Source organism: Pantoea sp. GM01 (assembly GCF_000282675.1).
In the GTDB taxonomy this organism is placed as follows: domain Bacteria; phylum Pseudomonadota; class Gammaproteobacteria; order Enterobacterales; family Enterobacteriaceae; genus Pantoea; species Pantoea nemavictus.
This window is the reverse complement of record NZ_AKIU01000004.1, coordinates 1-12667: the sequence shown is the minus strand read 5'-3', so window position 1 is coordinate 12667 and position 12667 is coordinate 1. Positions and strand designations below refer to the sequence as shown.

Here is a 12667-nt window from a genome sequence, read left to right as displayed (position 1 = left end):
TTAGCCCATCTCCGGATGGGCTTTTTTCTCCGCGTATTCTGGTTCAAAGCACAGATTTCCGTCCTTAAAGGCTATAATGCACTAAATTAGTGCAGAGGAACGCTGTATGGCAACTGGCACGCTGCCCGACGCGGGGCAGATTCTCAACTCCCTGATCAACAGTATTTTGCTGGTCGATGACGATTTAGTTATCCATTACGCCAACCCGGCGGCTCAGCAATTATTGTCGCAGAGCTCACGAAAATTGTTCGGCACGCCATTACCGGAATTAACCGGCTATTTTTCGCTGAATATTGAGGTGATGAGCGAGAGTCTCGGGGCTGGCCAGGGCTTTACCGACAGTGAGGTCACTTTAGTGGTTGATGGCCGCGCGCATATTATGTCGCTGACGGCACAGCGGTTACCCGATGGCTTTATTCTGCTGGAAATGGCGCCGATGGATAATCAGCGCCGGCTTAGCCAGGAACAAATTCAGCATGCTCAGCAAGTTGCTGCCCGCGATTTAGTCCGCGGTCTGGCACATGAAATTAAAAACCCGTTAGGGGGATTACGTGGCGCCGCGCAGCTGCTTACCCGCGCGTTACCCGATCCTTCCCTGCATGAATACACGCGCATCATCATTGAGCAGGCAGACCGCCTGCGTAATCTGGTTGATCGACTGTTAGGTCCGCAACAACCGGGTTTACACGTGACGCAAAGCATTCACCAGGTAGCAGAACGCGTGGTGAATCTGGTGTCGATGGAGCTGCCGGATAACGTTTCGCTGGTGCGTGATTACGACCCAAGCCTGCCGGAACTGCCGCACGATCCCGACCAGATTGAACAGGTGCTGTTGAATGTGGTGCGCAATGCGCTGCAAGCCCTAGGCGATGAAGGTGGCACCATCGTGATTCGCACACGTACCGCCTTCCAGCTCACGCTGCACGGTACGCGTTATCGTTTAGTCGCACGCATTGATATTGAAGATGATGGCCCAGGCATTCCGGCCCAGCTACAAGATACGCTGTTCTATCCGATGGTGAGCGGACGCGAAGGTGGCACCGGCTTAGGTCTCTCCATCGCCCGTAGCCTGATCGATCAGCATTCAGGAAAAATAGAATTTAACAGTTGGCCAGGTCACACCGAATTCTCGGTCTACCTGCCTATTCGCCAGTGAGGTTTGTATGCAACGAGGGATAGTCTGGATCGTCGATGACGATAGCTCCATCCGCTGGGTGCTTGAACGAGCGCTCACTGGAGCCGGTTTGAGCTGTGCAACCTTTGACAGCGCTAACGAGGTACTGGATGCGCTCGCAAGCAAAACCCCAGATGTATTATTGTCGGACATTCGTATGCCTGGCATGGATGGTCTTGCGCTGCTGAAACAGATTAAACAGCGCCATCCGATGCTGCCGGTGATCATTATGACCGCGCACTCCGATCTGGATGCTGCTGTTAGCGCTTATCAGCAAGGTGCATTCGATTACCTGCCAAAGCCGTTTGATATTGATGAAGCTGTGGCGCTGGTTGAACGCGCGATTAGCCATTATCAGGAACAGCAGCAGCCACGTAATCAACCGGTTAGCGGCCCAACCACCGATATTATCGGCGAAGCGCCGGCAATGCAGGATGTGTTCCGCATCATTGGTCGTCTTTCACGCTCCTCAATTAGCGTGCTGATCAACGGGGAATCCGGTACCGGTAAAGAGTTGGTTGCGCATGCGCTGCATCGCCATAGCCCGCGTGCGAAGTCTCCTTTTATCGCGCTGAACATGGCGGCGATTCCCAAAGATCTGATTGAATCAGAGCTGTTTGGTCACGAGAAAGGCGCATTTACCGGTGCGAACCAGATTCGTCAGGGGCGTTTTGAGCAGGCCGATGGCGGCACGCTGTTCCTCGACGAAATTGGTGATATGCCGCTCGACGTGCAAACCCGCTTATTGCGCGTATTGGCTGATGGCCAGTTTTATCGCGTGGGCGGCTATGCGCCGGTGAAAGTGGATGTGCGTATCATCGCGGCAACCCACCAGAACCTTGAGCTGCGGGTGCAGGAAGGCAAATTCCGTGAGGACTTATTCCACCGTCTCAACGTAATTCGCGTTCATCTGCCGCCATTACGTGAACGACGCGAAGATATTCCACGTCTGGCACGTTATTTCCTGCAGGTTGCTGCACGTGAGTTGGGCGTGGAAGCGAAGATTCTGCATCCGGAAACCGAAACCGCGCTGACGCGTCTGCATTGGTCCGGTAACGTGCGCCAGTTGGAAAACACCTGTCGTTGGTTAACCGTGATGGCGGCGGGCCAGGAAGTGTTGATTCAGGATCTGCCCCCAGAACTGTTCGAATCCAGCACGCCGGAGAATCCGGTGCAGTCGCTGCCGGATAGCTGGGCTACGTTGCTGGCGCAGTGGGCCGATCGCGCCTTGCGTTCCGGTCATCAAAATCTGTTGTCGGAAGCACAGCCGGAGATGGAGCGCACGTTGCTCACCACCGCACTGCGTCACACGCAGGGTCACAAACAGGAAGCGGCACGCTTGCTCGGCTGGGGACGTAATACCTTGACGCGTAAGCTGAAAGAGCTGGGAATGGAATAACGCGCAGATTGGGCGTTTTGAGACAAGGGGAGCAAATTTGCTCCCCTTTTTTATATCACTCGCGAGAACTGCTGCATGCGCATCTTTTGCCGCATATACACATCAAAGCACATACAGATGTTACGAATCAGCAATCGGCCTACACCAGTAACGTGCAGGCTGCGGCCTCTCTGCTCAACTAAGCCATCGGCCACCAGCGGCGCTAACAGGGCTAAATCCTCGGCAAAGTAGGCTTCAAATTCAATGGGGTACTGGGCTTCTACCGCCGTAAAATCGAGCGCAAAATTACAGATCAACGCCTTAATTACATCGCGGCGCAGACAATCATCTTCACTCAACGTGAGCCCCCGCCAAAGCGCATTGCCGCGCAGCTCGACATCGCTGTAATAGGCTTTCAGCTCTTTATGATTTTGCGCATAGCTATCGCCCAACATACTAATAGCCGACACGCCCATACCGAGCAAATCGGTTTCGCCCTGCGTGGTGTAGCCCTGGAAGTTACGATGCAGCACGCCCGCACGCTGCGCGACCGCCAGTTCATCATCCGGACGCGCGAAGTGATCCATACCGATAAACTGATAACCTTCGCCGGTTAAGGTGGCGATGGTTTCCTGCAGAATTTGCAGTTTCTGTGCCGCACCTGGAAGCTCATCATCTTTGATTTTCCGCTGAGCAGCGAAAAGCGTAGGCATATGCGCATAGTTGAAGACACTAAGACGATCGGGATTCAATGCAATAACGCGCTGTAAGGTAAAGGCAAAGCTTTCCGGCGTTTGCAGCGGCAGACCATAAATCAGATCGAGGCTAACCGAGCGGAAGCCTTGCTCACGCGCCCGCTGCACCAGAGCAAAGATGGTTTCTTCGTCCTGCACGCGATTAACGCGTTCCTGCACCGCTTTATTGAAGTCCTGCACGCCCATGCTCAGGCGATTAAAGCCTTCCGCGCGCAGATGATCGATCATCTCCAATTCGATTTCACGCGGATCGACCTCGATCGACATTTCAACATCATCGGCAATCGTAAAATGATCGCGTAGCAATGCTACCAGCCGACTGACCTGCTGCTGATTGAGAAATGTCGGCGTACCGCCGCCCCAATGCAATTGAGTGACGCTGCGCCCCGCAAACAGCGGCGCACGCTGACAAATCTCCTGCTCCAGCACATCAAGGTAGCGATCGGCTTTGTGCAGCTGGCGCGTCACGATTTTATTGCAGCCGCAGAAGTAGCAGAGACGATGGCAAAACGGGATATGCACATACAGCGATAACGGACGATTGGGGTAGCGCTCAACGGCGTGCTGAAAATCAGCCTCAACAAAGTTCTCACTGAACTCAAGTGCGGTGGGATAAGAGGTATAACGCGGGCCAGCGTAGTTGTATTTTTCGATCAGGTGCTGATCCCAATCTATCTGCTGCGATGACATGCTCACTCCTTACGGTGACGTCGTCTGAGAGAGGGTCGCGTGGCAGAAGAGTGGACGAAGCGATGGGCTGAACGCCGACGTAAACGCGACTTCAGACGCGACAGGCGGCGTAGTTTAAACAATAACCAGAGCAGATAACATGTCAGCAGCAACGCGAAAATTGATCCAGGCCAAAACATAGGTGAATACCTGTTTAGCGCGGCATGCGTGAAAACGCATGCCGATCAAAATTTGCCTTAATTACCTTTTAACAGGCGCATCATATCTTCTTCGGCCTGCTCATCTTCCGCTTCGTCATCCAACGCGATGCCGAGCGTTTCCATCAGTTCGTCGATGCGGTCTAAGGTTTGATCCAGCCAGGCCTGATCTTCGCCACTGAGGGTTTCACCGTTTTCCAGGCGATCCAGCAACGTATCCAGGCGTTCGTCATTTTCCAGCTTCGCCAATTCTTCTTGTGGCGTCAGACGGACTTTTTCCGCTTTTGGCTTTGGTTTGGCTTCCGGCTTCTTCGCCGTCTGGGTTTTACCATCAGCAACTAACGCGACTGGCGTTTTGCTGCCCAGGCGTGGATCCTGAGATTTTTTACCCTGGCCTTTGCCAGCGGTTTGCGTTTCCGGATTAGCGCGGCTGCCAGATTTATGACCGCTGTGCTTTTTGTCGCGTTTGCGATCGCGCGCTTCTTGATTGAGGTCTTCACGCGATTTGCGCTTGGCTTTCGCAGCAGGTTTGCCACGCGGGGCTGATGCAGGTTGCTTCATGGTGTCCGGTCTCGGCGATGCTTTGTGAGTTCAGTATAGAATTGCGGCGAAATCTAGCAGAAAGTAAGCAAAGAAAAAAGGCGATAGCCTATGCTATCGCCTTTTATCGCACCTTCATACGAAGGAAACACTGAATAAATCCTTTACGGCTCACAACGTCCCGGTTGCTCCATCGCCACATCGCTCCTGCGATTAATCCTTGTCCCTGTCCGATTCCTGCCTGAACCGCTTCCCGCCATGCTCTTGGTCATCCCCGACACTCCTGAGCTCATCATCCTTGATGGGTGCTGCCGTGCACTGACAACAAATGTAGACTAATAGGTAAAATGAACAAGTGAGACTTGTCTCTATTTTAGAGTGGCACTTCCCACTTATCTCTCAATTCATTGAAAAATCACACTTAAATCAATTGTTAATATTCAATGAAGCGGTAATCACTGGCAGTAAAAATCGTAGATCTCTTACAAAATGGCGTGTTAAGACGCTATCGGGCACTTTTGCGCCATTACAGGTATAATCAGCCCTATTGCCCGATTCATTTTGCTGGAGTTTCACTTTGTCTGCTTTGAACTATCACATGACCCATTTCATGCTCAGCGCCCCTGATATTCGCCACTTACCGGCGGATGTAGGTATTGAAGTTGCTTTTGCCGGGCGCTCGAATGCAGGCAAATCCAGTGCGCTGAATACCATCACTAACCAAAAAGGTCTGGCACGTACCAGTAAAACGCCTGGCCGAACTCAGCTCATTAACCTGTTTGAAGTAGTTGAAGGTAAATGTTTAGTCGATTTGCCGGGTTATGGCTATGCCCAGGTTCCGGAAGAGATGAAGCGCAAATGGCAGCGCTCGCTGGCGGAATATTTGCAAAAACGTCAGGCGCTAAAAGGCCTGGTGGTATTAATGGATATTCGCCATCCGCTGAAAGATCTTGATCAGAACATGATTGAGTGGGCCGTTCAGAGCCAGATTCCAGTCCTTGTGCTGCTGACCAAAGCTGACAAGCTGGCATCCGGCGCACGTAAAGCGCAACTGACTATGGTGCGTGAAGCCGCGCTGGCCTTTAACGGTGATGTGCAGGTGGAAATGTTCTCTTCTCTTAAGAAGATGGGCGTTGATATTGTGCGCAAGAAACTGGATAGCTGGTTCAATGAACTGGAGCCAGCACAAGAAGGTGATGGCGAAGAGCAAGCAGAGTAACGTTGTTGTGGCTTTTGAGATAAAGCCCAATAAAAAACGCCCCAGTCATAAATGACTGGGGCGGCTAAATATTCAGCCAAATCCGATTACGTGAAGTAAAAGGTCTGAAAGATAGAACATCTTACCTCTGTACCCTACGCGACAAACTCTACCTGATTTTACGCGCCCTACAAAGGGTTTTTTGTTGTTAACTTTCAGGATTCGACATCTTTTTTACTAAGCTCATCACATTTTTATACGCGCAATGTAGTTTAATTACTAAAAAAATGCTTAGGCGTTAAGCAGTTACAAAACGCGCATTTAATAGACCGCTTTACAACGTTGCTGAACCGATTAAGTAAACTTTTTTCTTATGATGATGTCAGCGGCATGCATATACCGCTAACTGCGCTACATCAATGCGCTTCATCCCAGTTATCGCCGGTTCCCACTTCAACCTGCAACGGCACATCCAGCTTCATGCTGTTCTCCATCAGCTCACGAATGGTCTTGATGGCACCCTCTACCGCGTCGCTGCGGATCTCAAACACCAGTTCATCGTGTACCTGCATTATCATCCGTACCGCATCGTCTTTTTGCTCCAACAGCCAGCCATCAACTGCAATCATGGCGCGCTTAATGATATCTGCAGCCGTGCCTTGCATTGGTGCGTTGATCGCGGCACGCTCAGCGGCTTTACGCCGAATAGCATTACTAGAGGTAATATCCGGCAGCCACAAACGACGACCATCGAGCGTTTCAACATAGCCTTTCTCTGCCGCCTTCGAACGCGTCTCTTCCATATAACGCAGCACGCCCGGGTAGCGTTCGAAGTAGAGATCCATGTATTTCTTCGCCTCGCCCGCGCCGATATTCAGCTGACGAGAAAGGCCGAAGGCGCTCATACCGTAGATCAAACCAAAGTTGATCGCCTTAGCACTGCGGCGCTGCTCACCAGAAACCTTGCTCAGCGTGACACCAAACACTTCTGATGCGGTAGCACGGTGAATATCTTCGCCCTGAGCAAACGCATCCAGCAGGCCTTTATCTTGTGATAAATGCGCCATAATGCGCAGTTCAATCTGTGAATAGTCCGCAGCAACAATAATATTGCCTGGCCCGGCAATAAACGCCTGGCGAATACGACGACCTTCTTCGTTGCGCACCGGGATGTTCTGCAAGTTAGGATCGGTAGATGAAAGTCGCCCGGTCGCCGTTACTGCCTGGTGATAGGAGGTGTGCACTCGACCCGTAACCGGATTGATCATCAGTGGCAGCTTATCGGTATACGTCGATTTCAGCTTCGAAAGGCCGCGATGTTCCAGAATTACCTTCGGCAATGGATAATCTAGCGCCAGTTCAGCCAGTACTTCTTCACTGGTGGAAGGTGCGCCGCCGGGCGTTTTTTTCGTCGGCTTAATACCCTGTTTTTCAAAAAGAATGGTTTGCAGTTGTTTAGGTGAAGAGAGGTTAAACGGTTCACCCGCTAACTCATGCGCTTTCAGCTCCAGCTCAGCGACACGCGTGGTCAACTCCTGTGAGTGTTTCGCCAGGATATTTTGGTCGATCAACACGCCGTTGCGCTCAATTCGCGATATCACCTTCAACAACGGCATTTCAATCTCTTCAAATACCTGTTTTGGCCCCGCCTCTGGTTCCAGCTTCGCCCACATTTTCAGATGCAGCTGCAGCGTGACATCGGCATCTTCAGCGGCATAGTGCCCAGCTTGCTCAAGCGCAATCTGATTAAAGGTGAGCTGATTTTTGCCTTTGCCAGCGATCTCTTCGAAAGTCACCGTTTTATGGTTCAGCCAGCGCGCTGCCAGGCTGTCCATATCGTGTTTACCTCCCACGCTGTTCAGGCAATATGATTCCAGCATGGTGTCGAATTTAATGCCGTTAAGTTCAATATCGTAATTCTTCAATACACCGCGATCGTATTTGAGATTCTGGCCAACTTTCGCCGCGTTACCGTCTTCCAGCAGCGGTTTCAGCTGTTTCAGCACGTCATTACGATCCAGCTGTTCGGGTGCATCCAAATAGTCATGGCCAACGGGCAGATAGGCGGCTTCTCCCGGTGCGACAGCAAACGCAATACCGACAATGTTAGCGCTCAGTGTATCCAGCGAATCAGTTTCCAGATCGAAAGCGAAGAGTTCGGCGCTTTTCAGCTTTTTCAGCCACTCAGCGAATGTCGCTTCATCAAGAATGGTGACGTAGCCATCCGCTGATAGCACGCTGGTGGTTTCTGTGACGGGCGCAACAACTTCACTTAGCTGCGATTTCTGCGTCTGCGAGTTGCTCTTCTTGCCTTGTTGCAGCCATGTGCCATCCTGCAAATCAGCGATCCAGCGTTTGAACTCGTAACGGCTAAATAAGGTTTGCAGCGCTTCAACATCAGGCTCGTTTACGATCAGTTGATCGCACGTCAGATCCAACGCAACGTCGGTTTTAATGGTTGCCAGTTGATAAGAAAGGAAAGCCACATCGCGGTTTTGTTCCAGCTTCGCCGCCATGGTTTTCGCACCGCGGAAAGAGAGATCGGCCACTTTGTCGAGATTGTCGTAAATCGACTGCATACCGCCAAGACCTTGCAGCAAGGCTTGAGCCGTTTTCTCACCGACGCCCGGGACACCGGGAATGTTGTCCGAGCTGTCGCCCATCATGGCGAGGAAATCGATAATCAGCGTTGGAGGTACGCCATATTTCTGTTCGACCTCTTCCGGGCCCAGCACGGTATTCGTCATGGTGTTGATCAGCGTTATCGCCGGCGTGACGAGCTGCGCCATATCTTTATCACCGGTGCTGATTAATACCGAACGACCAAGTTTTTCCGCTTCCAGAGCCAAGGTGCCGATCACATCATCCGCCTCAACGCCCGATACCGCCAACAGCGGCAGGCCCATCGCTTTCACCATCTCATGTAACGGTTCAATCTGCGCCCGCAGATCGTCTGGCATTGGTGGACGATGCGACTTGTAGTGCTCGAATAACTCATCGCGGAAGGTCTTGCCTTTAGCATCGAAGACTACAGCCACATGGCTTGGCTGATACTGCATCAACAAACTTTTCAGCATGTTAAGCACACCATACATGGCGCCAGTTGGCTCGCCTGCACTGTTCGTTAGCGGCGGAAAGGCATGATATGCACGGTACAGATAAGAGGAGCCGTCGACCAGAATCAGGGGATTTTCTGCAATTTGCGCCATAGGTTCGTATTTTCTTCGTTGCGATAATGAGGGCTATAAGGATGCCACAACCGGAGGAGAATGTTGAATGCACTCAGGGAAGTCAGGATCTTTTTCGTCGTTACGCGGCACGGATCGCAAGGATCAGGTTGTGGATAAGTTTGTGCGTAAAAATCATAACATATTGTTATTTACGTTAATTGTAATTACTTTGGAAGTAAAATTATATATATATCATAAAGTTATATTCCGAATACAACCTTATGCAACGTAATGAAAAGATGATCATCCATGTGGATATTAAGCGAAGGGCTTATATAAACATCGTATTAGTAAAACTAAAAAGGCAATAAAAAACGCCGACGTTGTCGGCGTTCTCTGAAGCTAAATTACTTCTTTTCTACCAGGAATTTCACGACGTTGGCGTAATCAGCAACGAAGTTATCCATTGAGCTGGTATCCAGGCCGCCGTTGTTAACCATATATTTACCGTTAACAAAGATTGCCGGCACACCCTGTAGATTTACGTCAGCAGCTGCTTTTTGCTGCTGCGCAACCAGCGCTTTCACCGCGAAGCTGTTCCACGCCGCATCGTAATCTTCGGAGGAGATACCTGCCGCTTTGATAAAGGTCTCTTTCAGGCTCGCCGCATCAGTAACGGTTTGAGTTTTCTGAATACCGTCGAAAATGGGTGCAGTTACTTTGCTTTCTACGCCCAGCGCCATTGCAACAGCCCATGCCTGAGTAACGATTGGACCGAATTGGCCACCAAGGAAATCAACGTGGTATTTCGTCACTTTAGTGTCAGCCGGCAGATTCTTTTTCACTGCATCGCTCACGTGATAAACGCGTTCGAACTGGTAGCAATGCGGGCAGAAGAAGGAGAAGAACTCCAGAACCTGCGGCTCACCGGCTACCGGCTTCGGCAAAGTAACGAACTGTTTACCATCGTTAAACTGTGCCGCAGAGGCGCCAAATGCCAGCATCAAACCTACCAGCGCAAACATGATCTTTTTCATCGTGAAACAATCTCCTGAGTACTTCATTAATATTGCGGGCTAAGCTGCAACGGCGGTTCGTTTAACAGCCTCTCCTGCTCGATAAATAATGCAATCTGCCGGCGCCAAAAATCCTCATCTGTCATCCAGGGAAAGGCGCGCGGAAAAGCGGGATCCTGCCAGCGGCGTACCACCCAGGCCAAATAATAAACCATGCGCATAGCGCGTAAAGGTTCAATCAGTGACAATTCATGTAAATCAAAATCACCGAATTCATTATAAGCTTCCAGCAAAATGTCCCATTGAATCAATTGTTCCTGACGATCGCCGTTGACCAGCATCCATAAATCCTGCACGGCCGGCCCGGTACGCGCATCATCAAGATCGACAAACATCGGCCCTTCACGCCACAGAATATTGCCGGGATGGCAATCCCCATGCAACCTAAGCGGCTGCCACTGCGTATGCCAGCGCTGCTGCAACGTAGTGCTCAGCTTATCAACGGCAGCAAGCAGTATGTCTTTTAAAGAAGCGGGTACTAACGTGCTTCTTTCCAGCTCCTGCCGTGGTTGAAACACATACTCTTCCAATCCAAACGCTGGGCGCTGCTGGAACGGACTTTGCCTTCCGGTTTGATGGATGCGTCCAAGAAAGCGGCCCACCCATTCCATCTGTTCCTCATTGTCGGTTTCATATTGTCGGCCGCCCAAACTGGGAAAGACTGCGAACATAAACCCGGCATGATGATTCAGCGTACTGCCCTGTAGATTTAGCGGTGCGGCAACCGGCACTTCATCGCCCAGCAGATCCTGCGTGAACTGATGCTCTTCAAGAATCTGCTGTGCGCTCCAGCGCTGTGGACGATAAAATTTCGCCACATAGCGTCGCTTCTCATCATCGCTAAACTGATAAACGCGATTCTCGTAGCTATTGAGGGCAGTTAAGCCTGATTCGACACGCAAACCCGCATCCCAAAGTGCATCAAGAATGACATCGGGATTCAGCGTCTGGAAATTAAAGGCGGCTTCGCTCATCATTTTGCCTGTATGTTACCTTTGCGATTAATGCGCAAGGATAACACTACTCATCATCCTTAATCACACCACGAGCACGTAATAGCGCGGTTTTGAAGTCCACTTCATAATCCTTTTTTAGGCCGGGTATTTCAGCGTCGCTGCCTGCTTCACGCATTTTGAGATGGTAAATCAATACATCGTCCGTTAATTCACTTAATGGGCCACTGAAACCAGATTCATGCGCTAGTTTTTGTAAAAATGCCAACAAGTTGATGTCGGACTCCTTTTGCCATGCTGGTTGCAGAAGATCGATCAGTTCATTGAGTCGGTGATATTTCATCATTGATTCCTTTATGCAGGTGGTACGCTGCCGCTATATAAGTATCGTCCAGAATAGAGAAGGAGACGAAGATGACAGCATTTACCGGCGTGATCCTCGCAGGTGGGCAAGGCAGCCGTATGGGTGGACAGGATAAAGGGTTACTAATGCTACAAGGTGAACCCCTTTATCAGCATGTTTTGCGGAGATTTCGACCGCAGGTCGATATTGTGTTGATAAGCGCTAACCGTAACATTGATCGCTATCAGGCAAGTGGTTGTCAGGTAGTTACTGATTCAATGCCTGATTATCCCGGACCGTTGGCTGGCATGCTTAGTGGTTTGCGTCACAGTAAAACTGCATGGGTCGCCTTCTGCCCTTGTGATACGCCTTGGCTTCCCAGTAATTTTGTTGCGCGTTTATGGCAGGAACGTGGCGATGCACCCGCAGTGTGGGTGAAGTCTTCTCAGCGCGATCATCCTGCTTTAGCGCTAGTGAATTGTGCACTGGCCGATGATCTCGAAGCCTGGCTACTCCGCGGCGAACGGCGTTTGATGCAGTTTTTACGCAAGCATGATGGATATGCCGTTGCGTTTTCAGATGCAGAATCGGCCTTCCGTAATATTAATACACCCGATGACCTGGTTAATGAGGAAACGTTGTCATGACCGTGCCTTTGCTGGCTATTTCTGCCTGGAGCGGAACCGGAAAAACCACATTGCTAGAGCAAGTTATTCCGCAACTGAAAGCACAAGGCATACGATCAGGCTTAATCAAGCATACGCACCACCAAATGGATATCGATTCGCCTGGGAAAGACAGCTATTTGCTGCGTAAAGCCGGAGCGGAACAGGTGATCGTCGCCAGTAATAAACGATGGGCTTTGATGGTTGAAACACCCAACCAGACGCCAAGTCTCGCAGAGTTAGCATTGAGGATGGATAGTTCGGTATTAGATTTGATACTGATTGAGGGTTTCAAGAATGAACCAGTGCCTAAAATTGTGCTTTGGCGGCGTGATATACCGGGTCAGATTGAGGATTTAATCGATGAGCACGTGATCGCGGTGGCCACTGATGAAGATTTGAAGATTGATTTACCCTATTTGGATATTAATCAGCCGCAGCAGATTACTGATTTTATTATTCAGTGGCTTAAAAGCCTTTGAAATGACTGCATTAGCGTTTTTTATGAAATATAGACGTAAAAAAGCC

Annotated in this window: 11 protein-coding genes; 5 read left to right on the top strand and 6 right to left on the bottom strand. The window is 50.6% G+C overall.

Going from position 1 to position 12667, the window contains the following annotated elements; translation table 11 throughout:
• The first annotated feature begins 106 nt into the window (after positions 1-106).
• Together glnL and glnG are read left to right on the top strand one after the other, a co-directional pair.
• Complete coding sequence (gene glnL / locus PMI17_RS01090; RefSeq protein ID WP_007885241.1) at positions 107-1156, top strand: nitrogen regulation protein NR(II); 1050 nt, start codon at positions 107-109, stop codon at positions 1154-1156.
• A 7-nt stretch (positions 1157-1163) separates the two neighbouring features.
• Positions 1164-2573 carry a nitrogen regulation protein NR(I) gene (gene glnG / locus PMI17_RS01085; protein ID WP_007885240.1) on the top strand — a complete coding sequence of 470 codons (1410 nt, stop codon included), beginning with the start codon at positions 1164-1166 and terminating at the stop codon, positions 2571-2573.
• A 50-nt stretch (positions 2574-2623) separates the two neighbouring features.
• On the opposite strand, the gene hemN is transcribed toward glnG, so the two are convergent.
• On the bottom strand, positions 2624-3997 hold the full coding sequence (gene hemN / locus PMI17_RS01080; protein ID WP_007885239.1) for an oxygen-independent coproporphyrinogen III oxidase: 1374 nt from the start codon (positions 3995-3997) through the stop codon (positions 2624-2626).
• Between the two features lie 236 nt (positions 3998-4233).
• Positions 4234-4755 (bottom strand): Der GTPase-activating protein YihI, encoded by a 522-nt coding sequence (gene yihI, locus PMI17_RS01075; RefSeq protein ID WP_007885235.1) that lies wholly within the window; start codon positions 4753-4755, stop codon positions 4234-4236.
• A 556-nt stretch (positions 4756-5311) separates the two neighbouring features.
• Between yihI and yihA the strand changes: the two genes are divergently transcribed.
• Positions 5312-5953, top strand: coding sequence for a ribosome biogenesis GTP-binding protein YihA/YsxC (yihA, locus tag PMI17_RS01070; protein WP_007885234.1), 642 nt, complete (start codon positions 5312-5314; stop codon positions 5951-5953).
• A 395-nt stretch (positions 5954-6348) separates the two neighbouring features.
• On the opposite strand, the gene polA is transcribed toward yihA, so the two are convergent.
• The 4 genes from polA to PMI17_RS01050 all read right to left on the bottom strand — a co-directional run bounded on the left by polA (position 6349) and on the right by PMI17_RS01050 (position 11474).
• Positions 6349-9141 carry a DNA polymerase I gene (gene polA, locus PMI17_RS01065; RefSeq protein WP_007885232.1) on the bottom strand — a complete coding sequence of 931 codons (2793 nt, stop codon included), beginning with the start codon at positions 9139-9141 and terminating at the stop codon, positions 6349-6351.
• A 368-nt stretch (positions 9142-9509) separates the two neighbouring features.
• Complete coding sequence (gene dsbA, locus PMI17_RS01060) at positions 9510-10139, bottom strand: thiol:disulfide interchange protein DsbA (RefSeq protein ID WP_007885230.1); 630 nt, start codon at positions 10137-10139, stop codon at positions 9510-9512.
• A gap of 26 nt (positions 10140-10165) precedes the next feature.
• Positions 10166-11152, bottom strand: a complete 987-nt coding sequence (locus PMI17_RS01055) for a serine/threonine protein kinase (protein ID WP_007885229.1) — start codon at positions 11150-11152, stop codon at positions 10166-10168.
• Between the two features lie 46 nt (positions 11153-11198).
• Positions 11199-11474: a YihD family protein gene (locus PMI17_RS01050; RefSeq protein ID WP_007885228.1), complete on the bottom strand. Its 276-nt coding sequence runs from the start codon at positions 11472-11474 to the stop codon at positions 11199-11201.
• A gap of 71 nt (positions 11475-11545) precedes the next feature.
• On the opposite strand from PMI17_RS01050, the gene mobA reads away from it, so the two are divergent.
• Positions 11546-12121, top strand: coding sequence for a molybdenum cofactor guanylyltransferase MobA (mobA, locus tag PMI17_RS01045; protein ID WP_007885227.1), 576 nt, complete (start codon positions 11546-11548; stop codon positions 12119-12121).
• On the top strand, positions 12118-12621 hold the full coding sequence (mobB, locus tag PMI17_RS01040; RefSeq protein WP_007885226.1) for a molybdopterin-guanine dinucleotide biosynthesis protein MobB: 504 nt from the start codon (positions 12118-12120) through the stop codon (positions 12619-12621). Before mobA ends, mobB begins: the two co-directional genes overlap by 4 nt.
• Positions 12622-12667: the final 46 nt, after the last annotated feature.

Excerpts from the sequence above, each read along its gene's own strand:
- PMI17_RS01050 (WP_007885228.1), bottom strand. The coding sequence starts at position 11,474 with ATGAAATATCACCGACTCAATGAACTGATCGATCTTCTGCAACCAGCA.
- mobA (WP_007885227.1), top strand. The coding sequence starts at position 11,546 with ATGACAGCATTTACCGGCGTGATCCTCGCAGGTGGGCAAGGCAGCCGT.
- hemN (WP_007885239.1), bottom strand. The coding sequence starts at position 3,997 with ATGTCATCGCAGCAGATAGATTGGGATCAGCACCTGATCGAAAAATAC.
- polA (WP_007885232.1), bottom strand. The coding sequence starts at position 9,141 with ATGGCGCAAATTGCAGAAAATCCCCTGATTCTGGTCGACGGCTCCTCT.
- PMI17_RS01055 (WP_007885229.1), bottom strand. The coding sequence starts at position 11,152 with ATGAGCGAAGCCGCCTTTAATTTCCAGACGCTGAATCCCGATGTCATT.
- glnL (WP_007885241.1), top strand. The coding sequence starts at position 107 with ATGGCAACTGGCACGCTGCCCGACGCGGGGCAGATTCTCAACTCCCTG.
- glnG (WP_007885240.1), top strand. The coding sequence starts at position 1,164 with ATGCAACGAGGGATAGTCTGGATCGTCGATGACGATAGCTCCATCCGC.
- dsbA (WP_007885230.1), bottom strand. The coding sequence starts at position 10,139 with ATGAAAAAGATCATGTTTGCGCTGGTAGGTTTGATGCTGGCATTTGGC.
- mobB (WP_007885226.1), top strand. The coding sequence starts at position 12,118 with ATGACCGTGCCTTTGCTGGCTATTTCTGCCTGGAGCGGAACCGGAAAA.
- yihI (WP_007885235.1), bottom strand. The coding sequence starts at position 4,755 with ATGAAGCAACCTGCATCAGCCCCGCGTGGCAAACCTGCTGCGAAAGCC.